Origin of the sequence: Rhizobium leguminosarum bv. viciae (genome assembly GCF_012276115.1) — a bacterium.
In the GTDB taxonomy this organism is placed as follows: Bacteria; Pseudomonadota; Alphaproteobacteria; order Rhizobiales; family Rhizobiaceae; genus Rhizobium; species Rhizobium leguminosarum_T.
In genome coordinates this window covers 492,860-513,918 of the sequence record NZ_WIEU01000001.1, presented here as the reverse complement: position 1 = coordinate 513,918, position 21,059 = coordinate 492,860, and the positions used below count along the sequence as shown (strand labels likewise).

The 21,059-nt window shown below is 59.5% G+C and carries 21 protein-coding genes and 1 pseudogene; 16 read left to right on the top strand and 6 right to left on the bottom strand.

Annotated features, from left to right (window positions below):
* The first annotated feature begins 5 nt into the window (after positions 1-5).
* Positions 6-1,193: a PLP-dependent transferase gene (locus GFM02_RS02395; RefSeq protein WP_168320666.1), complete on the top strand. Its 1,188-nt coding sequence runs from the start codon at positions 6-8 to the stop codon at positions 1,191-1,193.
* Here the strand turns inward: GFM02_RS02395 and GFM02_RS02390 are convergent.
* The gene (locus GFM02_RS02390; RefSeq protein WP_168320665.1) at positions 1,084-1,743 is read right to left on the bottom strand and encodes a sigma-70 family RNA polymerase sigma factor; all 660 of its coding nucleotides are present in this window, start codon (positions 1,741-1,743) and stop codon (positions 1,084-1,086) included. The two genes, GFM02_RS02395 and GFM02_RS02390, sit on opposite strands and share 110 nt — an antisense overlap.
* Positions 1,744-1,906: 163 nt before the next feature.
* On the opposite strand from GFM02_RS02390, the gene GFM02_RS02385 reads away from it, so the two are divergent.
* On the top strand, positions 1,907-2,398 hold the full coding sequence (locus tag GFM02_RS02385) for a GNAT family N-acetyltransferase (RefSeq protein WP_168320664.1): 492 nt from the start codon (positions 1,907-1,909) through the stop codon (positions 2,396-2,398).
* A 79-nt stretch (positions 2,399-2,477) separates the two neighbouring features.
* Here the strand turns inward: GFM02_RS02385 and fhuF are convergent, their stop codons facing one another.
* From fhuF to GFM02_RS02365, 4 genes are all read right to left on the bottom strand, one after another.
* The gene (gene fhuF, locus GFM02_RS02380; RefSeq protein WP_168320663.1) at positions 2,478-3,260 is read right to left on the bottom strand and encodes a siderophore-iron reductase FhuF; all 783 of its coding nucleotides are present in this window, start codon (positions 3,258-3,260) and stop codon (positions 2,478-2,480) included.
* A 9-nt stretch (positions 3,261-3,269) separates the two neighbouring features.
* Positions 3,270-5,453 (bottom strand): TonB-dependent siderophore receptor, encoded by a 2,184-nt coding sequence (locus GFM02_RS02375; protein WP_168320662.1) that lies wholly within the window; start codon positions 5,451-5,453, stop codon positions 3,270-3,272.
* 291 nt (positions 5,454-5,744) lie between these two features.
* The gene (locus GFM02_RS02370) at positions 5,745-6,170 is read right to left on the bottom strand and encodes a type II toxin-antitoxin system VapC family toxin (RefSeq protein ID WP_168320661.1); all 426 of its coding nucleotides are present in this window, start codon (positions 6,168-6,170) and stop codon (positions 5,745-5,747) included.
* Positions 6,167-6,421 (bottom strand): FitA-like ribbon-helix-helix domain-containing protein, encoded by a 255-nt coding sequence (locus tag GFM02_RS02365; protein ID WP_168320660.1) that lies wholly within the window; start codon positions 6,419-6,421, stop codon positions 6,167-6,169. The genes GFM02_RS02370 and GFM02_RS02365 overlap by 4 nt, the downstream gene beginning before the upstream one ends.
* A 107-nt stretch (positions 6,422-6,528) precedes the next feature.
* On the opposite strand from GFM02_RS02365, the gene GFM02_RS35425 reads away from it, so the two are divergent.
* The 13 genes and pseudogenes from GFM02_RS35425 to GFM02_RS34925 form a co-directional block, all read left to right on the top strand.
* Positions 6,529-6,651, top strand: a complete 123-nt coding sequence (locus tag GFM02_RS35425) for a hypothetical protein (RefSeq protein ID WP_281411253.1) — start codon at positions 6,529-6,531, stop codon at positions 6,649-6,651.
* A 278-nt stretch (positions 6,652-6,929) separates the two neighbouring features.
* Positions 6,930-8,216 carry a GGDEF domain-containing protein gene (locus tag GFM02_RS02355; RefSeq protein WP_432444442.1) on the top strand — a complete coding sequence of 429 codons (1,287 nt, stop codon included), beginning with the start codon at positions 6,930-6,932 and terminating at the stop codon, positions 8,214-8,216.
* A gap of 175 nt (positions 8,217-8,391) precedes the next feature.
* Positions 8,392-9,135 carry a FadR/GntR family transcriptional regulator gene (locus GFM02_RS02350; RefSeq protein WP_003550551.1) on the top strand — a complete coding sequence of 248 codons (744 nt, stop codon included), beginning with the start codon at positions 8,392-8,394 and terminating at the stop codon, positions 9,133-9,135.
* Positions 9,119-10,717, top strand: coding sequence for an ABC transporter substrate-binding protein (locus GFM02_RS02345; protein WP_168320658.1), 1,599 nt, complete (start codon positions 9,119-9,121; stop codon positions 10,715-10,717). Before GFM02_RS02350 ends, GFM02_RS02345 begins: the two co-directional genes overlap by 17 nt.
* Before the next feature lie 84 nt (positions 10,718-10,801).
* Positions 10,802-11,761 (top strand): ABC transporter permease, encoded by a 960-nt coding sequence (locus GFM02_RS02340; protein WP_168320657.1) that lies wholly within the window; start codon positions 10,802-10,804, stop codon positions 11,759-11,761.
* Between the two features lie 2 nt (positions 11,762-11,763).
* Positions 11,764-12,642: an ABC transporter permease gene (locus GFM02_RS02335; RefSeq protein WP_168320656.1), complete on the top strand. Its 879-nt coding sequence runs from the start codon at positions 11,764-11,766 to the stop codon at positions 12,640-12,642.
* Positions 12,643-12,660: 18 nt separating this feature from the next.
* Positions 12,661-13,578 carry a dihydrodipicolinate synthase family protein gene (locus GFM02_RS02330; RefSeq protein WP_168320655.1) on the top strand — a complete coding sequence of 306 codons (918 nt, stop codon included), beginning with the start codon at positions 12,661-12,663 and terminating at the stop codon, positions 13,576-13,578.
* 8 nt (positions 13,579-13,586) lie between these two features.
* Positions 13,587-14,603 carry an ABC transporter ATP-binding protein gene (locus GFM02_RS02325; protein WP_168320654.1) on the top strand — a complete coding sequence of 339 codons (1,017 nt, stop codon included), beginning with the start codon at positions 13,587-13,589 and terminating at the stop codon, positions 14,601-14,603.
* Positions 14,604-15,557: an ABC transporter ATP-binding protein gene (locus GFM02_RS02320; protein WP_168320653.1), complete on the top strand. Its 954-nt coding sequence runs from the start codon at positions 14,604-14,606 to the stop codon at positions 15,555-15,557.
* 26 nt (positions 15,558-15,583) lie between these two features.
* Positions 15,584-16,519: a dihydrodipicolinate synthase family protein gene (locus GFM02_RS02315; RefSeq protein WP_168320652.1), complete on the top strand. Its 936-nt coding sequence runs from the start codon at positions 15,584-15,586 to the stop codon at positions 16,517-16,519.
* A 283-nt stretch (positions 16,520-16,802) separates the two neighbouring features.
* Complete coding sequence (locus GFM02_RS02310; RefSeq protein ID WP_246732070.1) at positions 16,803-17,483, top strand: hypothetical protein; 681 nt, start codon at positions 16,803-16,805, stop codon at positions 17,481-17,483.
* Between the two features lie 137 nt (positions 17,484-17,620).
* Positions 17,621-18,049 carry a YybH family protein gene (locus GFM02_RS02305; RefSeq protein ID WP_168281315.1) on the top strand — a complete coding sequence of 143 codons (429 nt, stop codon included), beginning with the start codon at positions 17,621-17,623 and terminating at the stop codon, positions 18,047-18,049.
* Between the two features lie 235 nt (positions 18,050-18,284).
* A pseudogene (locus tag GFM02_RS34925) lies at positions 18,285-18,412 on the top strand (dihydrodipicolinate synthase family protein); the annotation flags it as partial.
* 71 nt (positions 18,413-18,483) lie between these two features.
* Here GFM02_RS34925 and GFM02_RS02295 read toward each other — a convergent pair.
* A complete protein-coding gene (locus GFM02_RS02295) occupies positions 18,484-19,248 on the bottom strand; it encodes an IclR family transcriptional regulator (RefSeq protein ID WP_027664457.1) in 765 nt (254 codons plus the stop codon).
* A 193-nt stretch (positions 19,249-19,441) separates the two neighbouring features.
* Here GFM02_RS02295 and GFM02_RS02290 point away from each other — a divergent pair, with 193 nt between their 5' ends.
* A complete protein-coding gene (locus tag GFM02_RS02290) occupies positions 19,442-21,016 on the top strand; it encodes an ABC transporter substrate-binding protein (RefSeq protein ID WP_168320651.1) in 1,575 nt (524 codons plus the stop codon).
* Positions 21,017-21,059 lie beyond the last annotated feature (43 nt).

The window sequence follows — 21,059 nt, the reverse complement described above, 5'->3', positions numbered from 1 at the left end:
TGACCATGAACCAGTCGATCAACCCGCACGACCTTGGCGCCCATGCGGTCGCTGACGATCTCTTTACGCCTGTCGATCCGGCGGCATTCAACGCCGTGTCTCCGCCGATTTTCCAGACATCGCTCTTCACCTACGACAGTTACGAGGCGATGGAGGATGTTTTCGCCGGCCGCACGCGCAACTACATCTATTCGCGCGGCGACAATCCGACGGTTCGCGAATTCGAACTCCTGGTCGCCCGCCTCGAGGGCGCAGAGGATGGACGTGCTTTCTCCAGCGGAACGGCCGCCATTACATCGACAATTCTCAGTCTTGTTGAGGCGGGAGACCGGGTCGTTGCGGTCCGCCATCTCTACAACGATGTCTACCGCCTTCTGGTGAAGCTGCTCGCCAGGCTCGGTGTCGCAGTGGATTTCGTCGATCCCGCCGACCACGACGAGGTCCGCAAGGCGTTGTCGGGTGCCAAGCTGCTCTACCTTGAAAACCCCACATCCTTCGTCTTCGAGCTGCAGGACATTGCGGCGCTGTCGGCCATGGCAAAGGAGGCCGGCGTTACTACAATCATCGACAATTCCTGGGCAACGCCGCTCTTTCAGAAACCGATCCAGCATGGCGTCGATATCGTCATTCACGCCGCCTCGAAATATCTCGGCGGTCACAGCGATACGGTCGCCGGCGTCGTCGTCGGCTCGAAAGAGGCCATCGCCAGGATCAATTCAACGTCTTACCCCTATGTCGGTGCCAAACTGTCACCGTTCGAGGCCTGGCTGCTGCTGCGCGGCATGCGCACGCTGCGTGTCCGTCTCAAGGAGCATGAGCGCAGCGGGCTTTTGCTGGCCGGGCGGCTGAAGGAGCATTCTGCGATCGGACGCGTTCGTCACCCGGCATTCGAGGAGCATCCCGGAAAGGCGACGCTGACGGGTTATGCCGGGCTGTTTGCCTTCGACCTCAACCCCGATATCGATGTCGCACGCTTTGTAAATAGCCTTCGCGACATCCGTCTCGGTGTCAGCTGGGGGGGACCAGAAACGCTGGTGGTCCCCGCTAAGGTCGCGCTGCAGATCCCCGACCGGATGACCTCCTTCATCCGGTTCGGCGTGAGCGAGCAGACGGTTCGTTTCGCCGTAGGCCTGGAAGAGCCGGAACTGCTGTGGAGCGATTTGCAGCAGGCGCTGCACGCGGCGAAACGATAGGCTCCCGTCGGTGTGCATGATCGGGGCGGAAGGCAGGTTCGGCGATCGCCAGATGGCAATGCTCCTCTGCCGCTTTGATCATGAAGTTGACGAGCGTCCTTGAGACGCCGAGTTCGGCTGCAATATCCTTCTGCGGCACGCCGTTGAGGCGATGGCGAATGAAGGCATCGTTGGTTCGCTTCGGTAACGCTTCGAGCGAGGCAAGCACATTGCGCAGGGTCTCGGCAGCGACGAGCTGGTCGAGCACGGTGGGGACGGGAGCCGTGATCTCCTGAATCTGGTCTATCGACCTATGGTTGTTCATCTTCTGGCGTCGCCGGCGGCTCTCGTCGAGTGCGAGATTGTAGACCATCCGGAAGGCGTAGCCGATCGGGCAACGAATGTCGTCGGTTTTGACCCCATAGGCTTTAATGACTCCATCTTGAAAGATATCCTCGGAATATGACTTTGATTTGACAACGCTTTCAATCGTTTTAAGGAGCTTTTCCTTGTTTTCGATCATGGCGTTGACCACGGCATTTCCGTTCACATCACGATGCAATGCTTGCATAGTCCTGTACCCTTTTTACAAATGGAAAATCAGGCTCTGTCGTTGCTGGCCGGTTCGGTCTCGGGCTCCTTTGCTGAGCTGAAGTACACGATGTGATTGCAGTGTCTATTTTAAGGTGATAACAAGAGTCAAGTTTAAATCGACCGAGCGGAGGCGAGAAAAAATGGGAAGAACAATTGAGATCCTGACCGGCAAGGCAGAGCTCTGCCGATCGATCATGGGGGCTTTGCCGGACTGGTTTTCAGAACCCGAGGTCATCGAAGCGAGCGCCCAGGCGATCGAAGACCTGCCGGTGTTCGGCTATGTCGAAGCGGATGTGGTGACCGCGTTGATGGCCTTGAAGCCGCACCCGCCCGGCGCCATCGAGATCGCGTTGATTGCGACACGACCGGAACATCACGGTCGCGGCGCCGGACGCCATCTCATCAATGCGGCCGAACGTTTCGGACATGAATCGGGTGCGCGGCTGCTGACGGTCAAGACGCTCGCCCCGCGCGGCCTCGACGAACCGCAATTCGAGGCGACGCGGCGCTTCTATGACCGGAACGGGTTTGTGCGGGCAGAGGTCTTTGCAAAGCTCTGGCACGAGGACCATCCATGCCTGTTCATGGTCAAGCCACTCGCTGGTGTCCAGGCAGGTGAGACTGCGCTTTGACGACGAGACTTCTGGTTGGCGGGCATTGGCAATAACTGGTGCGCAGGGCACCCGTCTCTGCACGCGGGGACGATAGGAGCTAGTGGCGCCCCTCCGGCAGCGGGCAGGCTTCGCCGCAGCCGCCGACGCCCGGCAGGTTATAGCGCAGGCAGCAGACTTTCCGGCGGACGAATTCGAGCCCGCATTGCTGGCGCGCAATGCGGATCATGCCGAACATCGGGTTGCGCCCGCCGCCCGGCCATTGAGCTTCGTCCAGAAGCGCCAGGCCGCCTTCGACGAGGGCGGGCTCGTGGCGATGAGCGATCTCTTTCAGAATCCAGGAGAGATATGCCGCAACATTGTTCCAGAGAAGCTTCGGCGCAACGCCGGCGTTGACGGCGATCGCCGCGATGACAGGCTCGGCGTGGCCGCGCATCAGCCGGTGAAGCTCGCCGGCCGGGTCACTCGTCGCCTCGGGCCTGCCGGACATCACGAATGCTTCCGGCTCGCCCGTCTGCTCGTTGCAGACGAGCGAAAGTCGATCGATCTCCAACGACAGCCCTATCCGGTGCACGAACATGTGGACGCTGGGGGCAATCGTCAGCATGCTGAAATAATAGAGCGTCCACATGGAGACGATCGCACGACGGTCGCTGCCCGGAAATTTTTGCGCATATCGGCCAATGATCTCGTCGAAGATCGCTCGGTCGCAAAGATCCCTGCAGGAAACGACGATGCCCGTCTGCGGGAGAGCGCTGAGCAGCTTGCCGCGGCAATAGGAGAACGGGCCGTCGCCCACCAGACCGTCGAGGTCGACGGCCTGGTGGGCGACGGGATGATCAGCGATCAAGGTCGGGCGCTGGAAGACCCCGTTTGTCTCCATTGCCGTGCCTTACCACCGGTATTTCAGGGTTCCGGTCATGTTGCGGCCCTGGCCGAGATAGCAGAAGCCTTCGTTGCAGACAGTGTCGCGTTCGTCGGCAATGTTGCGGATGTTGAAGGCGGCCGTCAGGCCCTCATACTTCTTGTCGACCGCGCCGAAATCATAAGCGGCGGATGCATCGATGTAGAAGCTCGAGGGATTCTTCGACGTATTGGCTGTATCTGTCCAATTCTCGCCGACATAACGGACACCCGCGCCGACCGACAGCCCGTTGAACGGGTTGGTTTCCTGGAACGTATAGTTGGCCCAGAGACTTGCGACATGGGAGGGCGTCACAGCCGGCGTGTTGCCCTCGTTTTCACCACCCCCGGTCACCTCGGAATGATTGTAGGTGTAGGCTGCGATGAGATCCAGGCCATCGGCCACAGCCGCGCGGGCTTCAAGCTCAATGCCCTTTCCCGTCACCTCGCCGAGCGAGTCATACGCAAGGGTAACCGGATTAACCAGCACCGGCTTATTCTTTTCGACGATGTGATAGGCGACCGCCGACAGCAGGATATCTGTGCCAGGCGGCTGATATTTCACGCCGAGTTCGTATTGTTCACCCTCTGTCGGCTCGAGGATCTTGCCGGATGTCGACCGGTTGGTCACCGGATCAAACGAAGTTGCGTAAGAGACGAAGGGCGCGATGCCGTTGTCGAAGAGGTAAAGCGCGCCGGTCTGCCAGGAGAAGGCATTCTTGTTGACGTCTTCCGACTCGTTCAACCCAAAGGAGGGGTAGGTCGTGTCACGCGTCTGGTTCACCCAGGTCTGGCGGCCGCCGAGATTGAAGCGCCAGTTGCCGGCCTCGATCTGGTCCATGGCGTAAACGCCGACCTGGCGCATATCGGCATCGGCAACGATGAAGTTATAGTCCGGCGTAGCGCCCGACACCCCATAGGTCGGGTTGGCGATATCGAAATCGAAGGCCGAGTTCACCGCCCCGATGCCGTAGCCCCAGTTCGACTGGAGATTGGTGTAATCGAGCCCGAACAGCATCGTATGGGCAAGCGGGCCGGTATCGAACTTCGCCTCGAGCTGGTTGTCGACCTGGAAGACGTTCATCTCGTCCCGGATCGAACTTGCGTTGCGATGTGCGACGGTCCCGGTCCAGCTGGAAACGCCGAGGTAGCGAGCCCTGAGATCGAGATGCGAATAACGCAGGTTCTGCCGGAACGTCAGGCCATTGTCGAATTCATGCTCGAACTGATAGCCGATCTGCTGCTGCTTGACCTTCTGGTAGTCGTAATCGGGATCGCTCTGCCTGATGTCGAGGATTCTGCCGTCCAGGGTCGTGATCGCGCCGACATTGGAGTCGGTCTCGTCGGCCTGTGCCAGACCGTACAGCGTGAAGGTCGTGCTTTCGTCAGGCTTCCAGGTAAAGGAGGGCGCCAGAAAATAGCGGTCGTCGGCAATATCGAAATTGGTATCGCCGTGGCGGGCAAGGCCGACGATGCGATAGAGAAAATCGTCGTTGCCTTCGCTGATCGGCCCGCCGAAATCGAACATCGCCTGAGCCCGATCCTTGGTGCTGTAGGAGAGACCCACCTCGCGGATCGGCTCTTCGGTCGGAAGCTTCGATATCTTGTTGACGAGACCGCCAGGCGATCCCGAGCCGTAGAGAACGGATACCGGCCCCTTGATCACCTCGACACGCTGCAACTGATAAGGATCGGTGCGGAACATGCCGTAATTGATGTAGGGCTGGCGCAAGCTGTCACGATAGTCGCCGACCGTCGTAACGTTGAAGCCGCGAATGTAGATCTGGTCGAAGCGCGGATCGAAGCCGTTCGGTCCCGTCGTCACGCCGGCCGAATAACGCACGGCCTCGATGATGCTCTGGGCGCCACGCTGCTCGATTTCCTTCTCGGTGGTCACCGAGACCGAACGCGGCGTCTCGACCAGCGGCGTGTTGATCTTGGTCGCGGCCGAGCTGTTCTTGGCAGCAACGGACGTCCGGTCGGTCTTGCTATCAGAGGCTGCACCTTGAATAACGATCGGTTCCAACGTCGTCGCGCTTGCATCTGTGGATGCACTCTGGGCCGAAGCCGGCGATGATGCGATGCCGATCAGTACGATCGCGGTAGTGACGGATAGGCTATCCCTATACGATCGTGATAGAATATTAGAAACATTCAAAAAAATACGCGCCATTGCTTGGTCCCTACGTCACGAATGCGGGCGGAACCTATGGAGCGAAATTGGCCCTGTCAACATAAGATGATTATTTTAGTCATCTTTTAATCGATAAAATTGCTGCCTTCGACGCTCCCGAAAAGGTTGCGCCGAGCATCGAGGCCCACAGCGTTCTACATGAGTAAATTCCCAAGGGAGGCGATTCTGTCGTGCGAGCGACCAAGTGCGGGCCGGGGCGGCTGTCAATCTGCCGGTCTTGATGGGGCGAGCTGGCGATGCGGCTGGGCAATCATTGACGCTTTGTCGCCGCTATGTTCTTGCGAACCACGGGTTGATAACGTTAAGTCCTGCGGCTTCGAAAGGGCTAGTGTCGCGGGTGGCGACAATAAATCCGTTCGCCGCGGCAGTTGCGGCGATATAAGCATCTGCTCTACCGACTGCCCGACCTGCTACGCGTGCTCGCGCCATTAGTTCCGAATAGCTCTGTGACGCAGCCATGTCGAAGGATAGAACGCGTCCTGAAAATAGAGGCAGAACTTCCTGTTCTAGTCGATCGGAGAGGATGGTCTTTCGTCTTCCGCTAGGCATCGCGGCAATGCCGAACCGTAGCTCAGCGACTGTAATCGCCGAAACGAACAGCGTTTCCACTGCTTGAGCATCGATCCACGCTAGCACGTGATTATCGGGTGTGGGCTTCCATGGCTCCGAGATGACGTTGGTATCGATCAGGATCATTCGAAACTCATGGGTTCCGCAGCTGCTTTGTCTCGGACGAGCTGCAGACTATCCACGTCGTTGTTGGAAAGCCCTGCCTCGCGGCCGATCGATGCTAGCAACGAGCCCAACATGACGCGCTCAGCTGGCCGTACCGCTGTTTCTAGAATGTCACGGATTTCTGCTTCTGTACTGCGGCCGTGATGAGCTGCCCTCACTCTCAAGGCACGATGTGTCTCCTCAGACAAATTGCGTATTGTAACTGCTGCCATGATTGCACTCCTTAGCACTGATGGTAATGCTATCAATATATGGAATTCGATATCACCTGGCAACTCCTCGAGTTGGTTTAGGAGCGACTGGCTTGAGGGGTGGCTGGGTGATAACGCCACACAATGCCTTCTATTCCGATCATGCAGCCATCGAGATGCGCCACAACGCAGCGCAGACGGTCAAGATCCTGCTCGACGAGGGCCGGCTGCGAAATCAGGTCACGGTGTGAGCGGCCGTCATTCGGAAACGAGACGTCAAGTCGAGCGCTTGCTATCCCGCTCTGACCGGAGGGCAAATCACGCGTCGGTCGACCGACTGAAAGGTGATCGCGGTGACAGGAGTCAAATCCTGAATTCGGCCTGTCACGTGTGAGACTTTGGCCCGATATGACACGGTAACGACATGCTGTCGTCCCCCGGTGCAAAATCATTAGGGCAAGCATATCGTCTTTGGGGCGGAATTCGCGGCTTGTCTTGTCTCCGACCGTCTGCTCCCTAGATCCGACACATGGATACCGAGCGAACCACAGCTCCTATCAAACCGGTAAGGGCGTCTTCGCGGAAACTTCTCCAGAGGTTGAGCCCGGCCATTGTAGAGCAAGTCGAGCGCCTGCTCGGTGGACGCACGCGTGATATCCGCCTCAATGGCGAGCTGGCTAGGCTTTTTGGCGAACGCTCCTGGCCGCGGACTGCCAAGATCATCCGCGCGTGGATGGTTTGGGTTATCGTGCTCGACGTCCTGACGTTGGGCCTCAATGCGATCTTGCTTCCGACCGAAACCGTGATGTCGATGCTTTGGCCGGCTTCCATCCTTCCCCCCGCAGCTCTTGTCGCCGCGATAGCTTTCCTGCGGCCGCATGCTTTGTGGGTGCAGGGAGTTTTCCTTCTCTCTGCTGTTTTTCTCATCCTCCTGTCGGTCGCCTTGGTGGGCGTCAACACCGGTGGCGAGTTTTACGAGCGGCATTTAACCATCATGCTTTTTGTGGCCGTCACTGCCATTATCATATTTCCGATTCCACTCGGATGGGCGATGGCGATCGGTGCTGCTGCCCTCGGTATCTACCTTGTGTTTCAGCTACGCAATCCAGACATTGAAGCGGGAAGCGCTCTGGCCGGGACGCTGTTTTTCGCAAGCGGTGTGGCTGCAACCGTGGTTGCTCGACGCACCGCCACCATCTTCGCTCAGAAGACCTTCTTGCTCGAGTTACGAGATCGAAGTCGCCTCGCGGAGCTTACCGACGCCAACTCGCAGCTGGAATTGCTGGCACGAACCGACCCGCTGACGGGTGTCGCCAACCGGCGTTCGATGATGGAAACGCTAAGTCATTTCTGGAACGAGGAGCTGAAACGAACGAGCGGCGCGGCGATGCTGATGTGCGATATCGACGACTTCAAACATCTCAACGATAATCTCGGACATGCCGAAGGCGACCGCTGCCTGGTGAAGGTTGCTGGCATCATTCAGAGCAGCATGAGAGACGAGCGGGACCATGTCGCCCGGTACGGAGGCGAAGAATTTCTCGTCTTTCTCCCAGGCTCCGACCAACAGGAGGCCGGGGTGATCGCTGAGAGAATTCGCAGCCGAGTAGAAGCTGCGTCTCTTCCAAATCCTACCTCCCGCGTCGGTCCCTGGGTCACTGTCAGCATCGGACTAGCGATATCGATGCAAAACGGTGAACTCGTGTCAGCAGAGCACATGCAGCGACAAGCGGATGCGGCCCTCTATTTTGCCAAAAAGACCGGCCGCAACCGGGTGGTGGTCCATTCTCCAGAGGTCGATCAAAGTCTCCAATGAAGTAATTCCAGCAAAAGCGCGCCGTTCCTGTTGTCCTTCTGGCGCCCAAGAACGACCGCCTCAAACGGCTTCGAGCAGGTTTGGGGGCAGCCGTTTAAACTTGCCCATTTGACAGATATTCTACAAGTCGATATGTAACATGCATCTTATCGGCGATGCGGGAAAGTGACCGGGCATGACATTGAAATCGATGAAGCCGCTGACGCGCGCGCCGCTGTTGCATGTCTCCGTGCAGGAAAGTCTTCGCGCCTATATCGACGACAATGGCCTTGCGCCCGGCACCCTGCTTCCGGCTGAAGGAGAGCTCGCCACCCAGCTCGGCGTCAGCCGCAATTCGCTGAGGGAAGGCATCAAGGCGTTGGAATCGCTCGGCGTGCTGGAGACGCGGCGCGGCGTCGGCATCTTCGTGAAGGCCTTTTCCTTCGAGCCGCTTCTCGACAACCTCGCTTATGGCCTCGGCGGCGCCTTGCGGCAGATCGAGGAGGTCCTCGAAATCCGGCGCACGCTGGAAGTGGGATTGATCGGCAAAACGATCGACGTGATCGGCGAGGAGGACATCGCCGAGCTGCGCGCCACCGTCAATCGGATGCGCGCCCATGCCGAGCGGGGCGAAACCTTTGCGGAAGACGACCAGCTGTTCCACCGACTGCTGTTTCGCTGCCAGGACAATGAAACGCTGGTGCGGCTGATCGATGTCTTCTGGCTCGCCTTCTACAAGGCGTCGGATTTCGTCAACCTTGAAAATGCCGATCCGATGGCGACGTGGCGCGACCATGCCGCCATCGTCGATGCGATCGAGGCAAAAGATCTGGAGGAGGCGCGCAGACGCCTGGATCGTCACTACGAAGGCATTGCCCGGGTGATTGCCAACAACAAGACGAGTTCAAACGTGGGAGGAACACATGAAAAGACTGTCTAGACTATCCGTTATTGCGCTTGGCGCCCTGCTGTCGACGGCTGCCGTTCCGGCTCTTGTCGTTTCCGGCGTTGCAGCTGAGGCTCAGGCAGCCACGCTGTCGGGCGGTTTCGATGTCGGCCCCGGAGGCTTCCAGGGCAACTTCAATCCGCTCGCCGCGACCGCCGGCTTCACCTGGCTCAGCGTCTACTACGAACCGCTGATCACCTATGACGAGAAGTTGCAGAAGGTCGTCGGCGCGCTGGCAAGCTCCTACGAGGTCAGCTCCGACCAGATGACCTACACGTTCAAGCTGGCGGACGCCAAATGGCATGACGGCAAACCGTTCACCGCCAAGGACACGAAGTTCACCATGGGCCTTGCGATGGATGCGAAAACCGGCTCGGTGCTCGCTGCCCGGCTGAAGGGCATATCGTCGGTCGAGACGCCGGACGATCACACGGTCGTTATCAAGCTCAGCGCGCCGAGCAGCAGTTTTCCCGACACGATGACCAAGGTGATGATGCTGCCCGAGCATGCGCTCTCCTCGATCCCGGCCGACCAGCTGGCGAAGAACGCGTGGTGGTCCACGGCTCCGATCGGCACCGGTCCGTTCAAATTCACCAAATACGTCTCGGATCAATATGTCGAACTTGCCGCAAACACCGATTATCGCGGTGGCAAACCCGCACTGGAACGCGTCATCAATCGCTATTTCGCCAACCCGGCCGCAGCAATCGCTGCGCTGAGATCCGGCGAAATTCAGTTCACCTATGTCGATTCCAACGACGTGCCGACCTTCAAGGACAACAAGGACTTCAAGGTCATCGAAGGCAACTCTTTCGTCGTCAACTATCTCGGCTTCAACCACGATTCGCCGCTCTGGAAGGACGTGCGCGTCCGCCAGGCGGTGATGTACGCGATCAATCGCGATGCCATCATCCAGAGCCTTTATGGCGGTGCGGCCAAGCCTGCCAATTGCGCCTATGTCGCCGAACAGCTGATACCGCAAGGCATCGACAGCTATACCTATGATCCCGAGAAGGCCAAGCAACTGCTGACGGATGCCGGCTGGGACCAGATCAATGGCGGCAAGCCGATCACCCTTCTGACCTATTACACCACGCCGCTGGCGACCAATGTGCTTGCCGCAGTCCAGGCGATGCTTGCCCAGGTCGGCATCAACATCGTCCCGCGCGCCGTCGATGCGCCGACCTATAACAGCATCGTGCTCAATGCGACGCCGGATATTGCCCAGTTCCAGTTGGTTTATGCCGGGCTGCAGAATGGACCGGATGCCGGAAGCATCAATGTCGGCCTCAACGAGAAGCAGATCCCTCCCGCCGGACCGAACGTCGCCAGGGTTCGCATGCCTGACCTCACCAAGGCGCTCGATAGCGCGTTGGCCGAGCCTGATAGCACCAAACGGGATGCCGCCTACCAGGACGTCTGCAAGGTGATGAACACGAACCTGCCCTGGGCGACGCTCTGGGTGGCAAACCGCTACGGCATCGTCTCGACCAAGGTGAAGGATTTCGTCTGGACGCCTGCGCCGGGCGGCGGCCCCTACCAGGCCAACCCGCAGAAATGGTCGATCGCCGAATAGGCGTTTTCCGGGAAAGCCTCGAGGGTGGCCTCGGCCACCCTCACAAGACGGCCTGACAAGACGGCCCGATAAGACGGATTGCCGATGCTCCAATACAGTCTCAGACGCCTGATCATAGGAATAGGCATGCTCGTCGCCCTGAGCATGCTGATCTTCCTGCTGCTGCGCCTGACGCCCGGCGATCCGATCGATGCCTATATCGATCCGAACCTGCCGATGTCGCCGTCAGACCTTGCCGATCTGCGCCGAAGCCTCGGGCTCGATCAGCCCTTGCCCGTGCAGTATCTCGGCTGGCTGCAGCAGGCGCTGACCGGCAATCTCGGCTATTCGATCAAGCGTCTCGATCAGCCGGTTCTGGGTTTAGTGCTGTCACGGATCGGTCCGACAGTGCTCTTGATGGGCACCGCACTTGCCTTTGCCGTCGTCGCGGGCATCACCTGCGGGGTGATCGGCGCCGTCCGCCGCAATTCGCTTGCCGACCTCTCCTTGTCGGTGATTGCGCTTGCCGGGATTTCCAGCCCGGCCTTCCTCAGCGCGCTGATCGGCCTTTATATTTTCTCCGTCCGCCTGCACTGGATGCCATCAGGCGGCATGCTGACGCCGGGTGAGGAATTCTCGGTGGGCGATCTCCTCCACCATTTGATCTTGCCGGCGGCACTTCTGTCTGTCGCGCAAGCCGCCTTGATCATGCGTTACATGCGCGCTTCGCTGCTCGAGGTCCTGAACCAGGATTACGTGCGCACGGCCCGCGCCAAGGGCGTTCGCGAGTTCTGGGTCATCACCAAGCATGCCTTGCGCAATGCGCTTCTTCCGATCGTGACGCTGATCGGCTCCACCATCGGGCTTGCAATCGGCGGTGCCATCTTCATCGAGAGCGTCTTCAACTGGCCGGGCATGGGTCTGTTGCTTGTCGATGCCGTGCAGACCCGCGACTACCCCGTCATCATGGGCGCGACGCTCATCATCGGTACCTGCGTTATCGTCGTCAACCTTCTGACCGACATCACCTATGCGGTCGTCGACCCGCGCATCAAGGTGAGTTGATCATGCTGGCACGCTCTTCCGAACGCCGGAGCCCCGGACCACTTGCCCGCGCCTTCAGTCGGTTTCTGCTCAATCGCGCAGCCGTTGCCGGCGTCTGCATTGCCGTTCCAATGCTGCTGTTGATCCTCTCCTATCCGCTATGGTGGGCTTTCCGGCCGAACGACATCGATCTTCTGGCGATGAATAGCGGCCCGACGGCAAAGCACTGGTTCGGAGCCGACGGCGTCGGCCGGGACGTCTTCGCGCGCGTGCTCGAAGGCGGCCGGATTTCGCTGCTGGTCGCCGTTGCATCGACCGCGCTTTCGGCAGTCATCGGTTTTCTCTTCGGGGCAATTTCGGCGCTTGCAGGCCGCTGGACGGACGCCGTCTCGATGCGCTTCGTCGATCTGGTGATGACCCTTCCGCCCGTCATCTTCCTGCTTGTGCTCGCCTCGATCGCCGGCACCGGCATCTGGCCGACGGTGCTGGTCATCTCGCTGCTCTCCTGGCCGTTGCTGGCGCGCATGATCCGTTCGCGGCTACTGGAATTGCGTGAACGCGACTTCGTCATGGCTGCCCGCGGCATGGGCGCCGGCATCGGACATCTGCTCTTTCGCCACGGCCTGCCGAACTCGATCGATATCCTGGTGGTCTATGCAACGCTGCAGATTGCCAATGCCATACTGCTCGAGGCGGGGCTGTCCTTCCTCGGTCTCGGCATCGCTCCGCCCGCGGCAAGCTGGGGCAACATGCTGAACGCGGCCCGCTCGACCGCCGTGCTCGAACAATATCCGTGGCAATGGCTCTTCCCCGGCGCCGCGCTGATCCTTGCCGTGCTGGCAATCAACTTCATTGGCGATGGCCTCAGAGATGCCTTCGACCCGCGTGCCGAACTGAACTGACAATCGAAAGAAGCGAAAATGACCAAATTCAAGGGTGTCGTCCCTCCCGTCGTAACACCGCTCAATCCGGATCTCACCGTCGACTACCCATCCTATACGCGCGTGCTCGAGCATCTGATCGATGCCGGTTGCCATGGCGTATTCGTGCTCGGCTCGACGAGCGAGGTGATCTTCCACGATGAGAAGACCCGGCGGGAAATCATCGAACATTCGGCCAAGGTGGTGAATGGCCGGGTGCCGCTGATCGTCGGCGTCATCGATCCGACCACGGATCGCGTCATCGCCCATGCGAAGGTCGCAAAGGCGGCCGGCGCCGACGCGATCGTGGTGACGGCGCCATTTTATACGGTCACCAGCCAGTCCGAGATCCTCGACCACTTCCGTTATATCCGCGACGCGGTGGATGTTCCCCTGGTCGCCTACGACATTCCCGTCTGCGTTCACGTCAAGCTGCAGCGCCAGACCGTGGTCACGCTCGCCAGGGAAGGCGCGATTATCGGTCTCAAGGATTCCAGCGGCGACGACGGCAACTTCCGCTATGCGCTCCTCGATCTTGCCGAGCACAAGGACGTCTTCCTGATGACCGGCTCCGAGATCGTCGTCGACACCGCCCTGCTGATGGGCGCCCATGGCGTTGTCCCCGGTATCGCCAATGTCGATCCGCACGGCTATGTCCGCCTTTGGAATGCTGCCCAGCGCGGCGACTGGGCGGCCGCGAAGAAGGAACAGGAGCGCCTCTGCCGCCTGTTCGAAATCGTTTGGGTCGCGCAGGGCCGCGTCAGTGGCGGCGCATCGGGTATCGGCGCCTTCAAGACAGCCATGCGTAGCCTCGGCATCATTGATTCCGCCGTCATGCCGCGGCCGCGTGCCTCCCTCAACGATGCCGAAACGGCGCGGATCGACGAGATCCTGCGTGCAACCGGCCTGCTGAACTGAGCCGGCTGATGAAACAGACCGCCGAACCCGTGCTCGATATCAGAGGATTGCGAACGATCTTCCGCATCCGCGGCGGCGAGATCACGGCGGTCAACAATATCGACCTGACCGTTGCCGCCGGCGAGACGCTTGCGCTCGTCGGCGAATCCGGCTCCGGCAAGTCGGTCACCAGCCTGTCGGTCATGCGGCTGCTCACCCGCAACATCGGCGTGATCGCCGCAGGCAGCATCCGCCTTGCGACGGGGGACGGCGTGGTCCGCGATCTCGTCTCCCTCGACGAAGAGAGCATGCGCAGGATCAGGGGCGACGACATCGGCATGATATTCCAGGAGCCGATGTCGAGCCTCAATCCCGTCTTCACCATCGGCGATCAGATCGCCGAGCCGATCCGCATCCATCGCGGTAGCGACCGCAAAGCGGCGACGAACGCAGCCGTCGCGCTGCTTGAAAGCGTCGGCATACCGGACGCCCGACGCCGCGCCGGCCAATATCCGCACGAACTCTCGGGCGGCATGCGCCAGCGTGCCACGATCGCCATGGCGCTCGCCTGCGATCCGGCGCTGCTGATCGCCGACGAGCCGACAACGGCGCTCGACGTGACGATCCAGGCGCAGATTCTCGACCTGCTCCTCAAACTGCAGCGCGAGCGCGGCATGGCCATGCTCTTTGTCACCCACAATCTCGGCGTCGTCGCCGAAATCGCCCATCGCGTCGCTGTGATGTATGCTGGCCGGATCGTCGAAGAAGGGCCGGTCGGCGAGGTTTTCCGCAATCCCAGGCACCCCTACACGATGGGCCTCCTCGCCTCCATGCCGCGCCTTGGCGATGCGGCACGGATGAAACAGGCCGGCGAAAAGCTCGCCGCCATTCCCGGCATGGTCCCGAGCCTGATGAACATGCCGAGTGGCTGCGCCTTTTCCCCGCGTTGCAAATTCGCGATCGAAGCCTGTCGCATCGCGGTTCCCGCGCTCGAACAGGTCAATCCGCAGCACCGCAGCCGCTGCATCAGATGGCAGGAGATCTAGATGAGCGCACCGCTGCTCTCCGTCCGCGACCTTTCGAAACACTATACTTCCCGCGGCACGCGGCTGAACATTCTTCAGGACATCTCCTTTGATATCGGCAAGGGTGAAGTCGTCGGGCTTGTCGGCGAATCCGGCAGCGGAAAGACCACGATCGGGCGTTCCGTCCTTCGCCTCGTCGAGCCGTCGTCAGGCAGCGTCCGTTTCGACGGGACGGAACTCACAGCACTTTCCGCCTCGGCGCTGAGACGGCAACGGCCGCGCATGCAGTATATTTTCCAGGACCCCTTCGCCAGCCTGTCGCCGCGTATGACGATCGGCGAGATCCTGACGGAAGGCCTGAAGATCCAGGGGATCGGCACCGCCCGCGACAGGCTTGAACGGGCGCGGTCGGCCTTGGCGGAGGTCGACCTGCCCGCCGATGCGATCAATCGGTACGCCCATGAATTTTCAGGTGGCCAGCGCCAGCGCATCGGCATTGCCCGTGCGTTGACATTATCGCCAGAATTCATCGTCGCCGACGAGCCGGTCTCGGCGCTGGACGTATCGATCCAGGCGCAGGTGATCAACCTGCTGCGCGACCTGCAGCAGCAGCTTGGCTTGACCATGCTGTTCATCTCGCATGACCTTGCCGTCGTCGAATATATCTGCGACCGGGTGATCGTGCTCTATCTCGGCCGCATCATGGAAATTGCGCCGAGTGCCGATCTCTATGCGAGGCCGCAGCATCCCTATACGCGCGCACTGCTCTCGGCGATTCCGTCGCCCGACCCGGATGCCCGCCGTAACAGGCAGATCCTGAAAGGCGATATTCCAAGTCCGGCCAGTCCGCCGAGCGGATGTGTTTTTCGCACGCGCTGTCCGAGCGCTCTCGATGCCTGTGCCGGCGCCGTTCCGCAATTGCGGGAAATTGCTTCCGGACACTTCAAGGCCTGCATCCGCGACGACCTCAACTGATCCGTCATCCATCGGAGAAACACGAGATGAACGCAAAGACGCCGCGCCCCGCCATCGGCGGAAATTGGGCGAGCCTGCTTTTGCCGATCGCAGCCGACAACAGCATCGAATTCGACAAGCTCGGTGAAGAGGTCGACATCCTCATCGATGCCGGCGTCGACGGTATTTACTCAAATGGCACGGCCGGCGAATTCCACAATCAGACGGAGGCAGAGTTCGACAGTATCCAGGCAATGCTGGCCGAACGCTGCAAGGTTTCCTCTATGCCGTTCGTCATCGGCGCCTGCCAGCCCGACCCGCTGATCATGCTCAATCGCGTCCGCCGCGCCGCCGCGCTCGATCCCCGCGCCATTCAGGTCATATTGCCGGACTGGTGGCCGCTCAACGATGCCGAAGCGGTCGACTTCCTGAAACGAGCGGCCGAGGCTGCCGACGGCATTCCGCTCATCCTCTACAATCCGCCGCATGCAAAACGGGTGCTGGCGCCAAAGGACCTCGGCATGGTCTGCGCAGCAGTGCCTGAAGTGATCGGCATCAAGCTCGCCGATGGCGACGCCTCCTGGTATGCCGAGGCACGCCGGCATCTGTCCGGGCTTTCGCTCTTCGTCCCCGGCCATCATCTCGCAACCGGCACCAAGGAAGGTGTGGCAGCAGGCTCTTTTTCCAACGTGGCCTGCCTTAGTCCCCGCGGTGCTCAGACCTGGACGGTCTCGATGCGAAACGATATCGACGCCGCACTCGATCTGGAGCGACGCATCTGCACGTTTATGGACGCGCATATCGTCCCCTTTCGCCAGGAATTTGGCTATTCGAACGCCGCTCTCGACAAACTTTTGAGTGCGATCGGCAATTGGGGACCCGTAAGCACCCGTTTGCGGTTTCCCTATCGCTCGATAGACATGGCAGAAGCGGTCAGATTGCGACGCATCGCACGCGCCGAACTCCCCGATCTTTTCCCCTGAGTTTGCTGAGAGCAATCTGCGCCTGGGCTTGGTTACGAAATCAACTTCGTTGGCTAGCAGAAACGAGAATTATCCCGAGATGGAGCAATCTCCCAGGCCAGTCGCAACACATTGGGGCTCTCGGCGTTCTCCCAAGATATGCGGCAAAAGATAAGGTCGCGACAGCTCTCGGCTTCCCGTCGAAAGCCGTGCGGTTTGGGCGGCCCCTCCCGGAGCGATTTGGCGTGAGATTGAGGTGCAAACGAACGCGACGCGCCGATCGCAGTCGATTTTGATGGGCTAATTGCTGAGCCCGCGCAAGGAGGATGCGATGGCGGATGATAGCAATGGTGCAAAGCAAATCCTGCAGTGCATGACAACAGAGCATTTCGTGCTGCAGACTGCCCGCGCAGCCACGATTCAGGAGGCCAATCAGCGCGCCAATCTGTTCCTGACATCGGTTTCGAGCGGCACGATCGCTCTGGCCTTCGTCGCGCAAGTCACTCAGATGGGCACGCCTTTCGTGCTGTTCAGCCTGATCCTGCTGCCCTGCCTCTTCTTCATCGGTCTTGTCACTTTCGTGCGCACTGTGCAGGTCGCCATCGAAGACATGGTGTACGCCCGTGGCATGGCCCGGATCCGGCATTATTATGCCGAGTTAGCGCCCGCCATGCGGAAGTACCTCATTCATTCCACCCACGATGATCGCTCGGCCGTGCTCGTCGACAAGGGACTGAGGCCGTCGCCGTGGCAGTTCTTCGTAACGACGGCCGGAATGGTAAGCACGATCGATGGCGCAATCGCAGGCGTCTTCACAGGCATAGCGGTCACATCGCTCATCCATGCAGGGGTGGCTCCCGGCGTGGTTTCCGGAGTTTCTGTCTTCGCTCTAAGCGTCTTGCTTCTGCGGCGCTATCACGTTCGAGCTTGGGCAGCGGCCGAGCACAGATTGAAGACGCTGTTCCCGGGGGAAGCCGGGGAATGACATCCTAGCGGCCGTCCGGACGAAGGAATTGCGGGAACTTTGAACAGCAATCGGCGTTCGTGACGAAACACATGCGCCCATCCGCCGATCCATCAAAGAGAGGGTCTCTTGGTCAGTTCACACGCATGGAGTGCGCAATGGCTTCAGCAGAATTCGAGTTCAGAGCGCTTTTGGACAGTCGAGTCGAGGCATGCCGGACAAAGGACATCGATCGGCTCATGTCGCTCTATTCCCCCGAGATTGTTTATTTCGATGTCGTGCCACCTCTCCGCTTTATCGGATCTGAGGCGGTCCGGAGTAATTTTGTGCGGTGGTTCAATGAATACGAAGGCCCGATCGGCTTGGAAACCCGCGATTTGAACATCGCCATAAACGCCGATGTCGCCTTTGCGCATATGCTTCACCAGGACAAGGGCAACACCAACTTGTCGGGACCGCAGGAATTTTGGCTGCGTTCGACCGTCTGCTGCCAACGCGCAAACAGCAAATGGCTGATCACGCACGAACATATCTCTTTGCCCGTCGATTTCAGGAGCGGAACCGTGCTCATGGACCTTACCCCCTGACATCTTCGATCGAGAAGACGACGCTATACGATGCTGCCATCTTTCTGCTGCCAGGGTATGATGCCGAAACTGTGCGCGGTTTCGGACGACATCATGCTCCCACTATTTAAATCAGAGCAGGATTCAGACTTTAGGCCGAACAGTCCTGAATCATCCTGTTCTAATGTGCATGGGCGCCGCCCGGGCGGGAAACTTTTTTCAACCCGGCCCCGCTTCAAGAAGGAGGAACGCCTTCGGTGTCGCAGCTGGCTCCTTTCCAATGTCGCCTGCCTTAGTCCCCGCGGCGCTCAGACCTGGACGGCCTTAATGCAAAACGATATCAACGCTGAATTCGATCTGGAGCGAGGCATCTGCACATTCATGACGCGCAGATCTTGATGAGAATCGAACCGAAGACCTCGTGACAAGATCCGATATGGCATGCCGAAAAGCCGCTACCATCCCAGCCGGGCCGATATCTTGCTGGAGGCCTCCTTCAGCAGAACGATGAAGCGGTCGACATCGCTTTTTTGCGTGCGAAAGGCCGGGGCGCCGACATTCACCGCGGCGATCACGGATCCGTCGAATGCCAGAACCGGCACCGAGACGGAGACGAGTTGATCGCTGACTTCACCGTAACTCACACAAAATCCCTGGCGGCGGATTTTATCCAATTCAGCAACCAGCTTGCCACGATCCGTGATCGTGCGCTTGGTCAGCCGCGGTAAAGTCTCGGGGATCATTTGCAACTGCACCTGGGGGTGGAGATAGGCGAGAAGCACCTTGTACGAGCCGGCCGTGAGCGGCCGTCTTCGACCGATCATCGCCTGCACCCGCAAGTCGCGCATCGGTTCGAACTTCGCAATACACAGGGATTCCCCATTGTCGATGATCCTGAGCTGGGTCGTTTCGTTCGCCTTCTGGCCGACTTCTTCAAGAATAGGATTGGTTATGCGCACCAGATCAACCTGTGTCGAGGCAGCGGTCCCGAGAATGATCGCAGTCGTCCCCAGCCGGTAAGTGCCCGTATCGCTCTTCCGCACCAGGCCGCGCCGTTCCAGTGTGCGTAACATGCGCAAAATTCTTGGCTTGGTTTCCCCGAGGTTCTGCGCCACCTCTGTCAGTCTGATGTCCGGGTTTTTGGCGACATTCAGCAATACCTCGATGCAGACATCAACAGACTGCACGATATCGCTTTTTGACGGATTTCTTTTGTCCATGGGGCCAGAATTTTCTCCGCGACCAAGGCTGAAGGAGTGGCATAATTTCAAGTTACGCCTATCGTAACGCGCTTGTTTTCCGTTTGACAGCCCCCTTGAGGCCCCCTTACCAATTTGTGTCAAGAGTGGATGGGAACCTGCTCGCACCGACTAAGCAAGGTCGGCCCAAAAACGCTAAACCGGGATTGAAGAAATGGCCGCAAAAACATTGACGCGGGCAGCGATCGGGCTGCTTGGTACGATTGCTATTCCTGCGATTGTCGCCGCACAGGAAACCCCGCTGACGATCGGGATGTCGACGACGCCGACGACGCTAGATCCTCATGAAGATAGTTCGGCGCCAAACAATGCGACCTCACGCCATATCTGGGACAGCCTCATAAACCTCACGGGAACGTCGGCAAATGCGCCGGAACTCGCCACCGAATGGAAGGTCATCGACCCGACCCATTGGGAATTCAAGCTGCGGAAGGGCGTGAAATTCCATGACGGCAGCGAGTTCAACGCCGATGACGTCATTGCTTCGCTTCTGCGTGCCCGCGACAAGCCCAGCCAGAGCTTTGCTTCCTACACCCGCAATATTGTCAATGTCACGGCCACGGATCCCTATACCATCGTCGTCGAGACGAAGGTTCCGGATCCGATCCTGCTGAATTCCGTCAGCCGAATTCGCATTATCAGCGCCGATTGCAAGGAGGCGCCAGTCCAGGATTTCGACAACGGCAAGTGTGCAATCGGAACCGGGGCCTATTCCTTCGTCTTCTATTCGCCAGGCAGCAACCTGACCTTGAAGCGCAATGACGGCTATTTCGCGGGCCCCTCGCACTGGTCGAACGTCACGCTGCGCTTCCTGCCCGATGACGGCGCCCGTCTGGCATCGCTTCTCTCCAACGAGATCGACATTGTCGAAACCCTTCCTGCCGATGGAATGGCACGCGTGGAAGCGAGCGATAATCTGCAAGTCATCAACGGCCTGTCTTCCCGCTTCGTTTATCTTGGCCTCGATGTCAGCCGCGATGTTTCGCCTTTCGTGAAGGCTGCGGATGGTTCCGATCTCGACAAGAACCCGCTCAAGGATGAACGGGTGCGTCGGGCAATGCTGATGTCGATCAACCGGCCGGCAATCGTCGACCGCGTCATGCAGAAGAATGGCACGGTGGCCGACCAATTCGTCGTCCAAGGCTATGCGGGCTATTCCGAAAAAGTCGAGAAGGTGGGCTATGATCCTGCTGCAGCCAAGGCGCTTCTGGCTGAGGCCGGTTATCCGGATGGCTTCAGCCTGACCCTGCATGGCCCCTCTGGCCGTTACGTCAAGGATGCCGAAGTTCTGCAGGCGGTCGGCCAGATGTTCACGCGCATCGGCATCAAATCGAAAGTCGAGGTCCTGCCCTGGTCGATGTATTCGGAAGCCTATTCAAAGGGCACCTACAGCACCTATTTCGGCTCCTGGGGTGTGAACACCGGCGAAACCACCAATCCGACTGTTGCACTCGTCGCCACGCGCGACGAGAAAAAGGGGACCGGCAGATATAACGGCGGCGGCGTGTCCGATCCGAAGATCGACGAGGTGCTGGCCAAGGCGAGTTCGACACTCGATGAAGCTGCACGCGCGCCCCTTCTCAAGGAGCTGTCGACCGAGACCTTCAACAACCTCTGGCTCCTCCCAATGCATTACGAAAACGTCGTGCTGGGCGCAAAGAAGACCGTGTCCTACACCCCGCGCGGCGACAAATATACGCTCGCTTACGACGTGAAGCCGGCGGACTGATGCATGGCGCCCAAAAAGCGCGCAGCTGTTTTGGGCGACACGC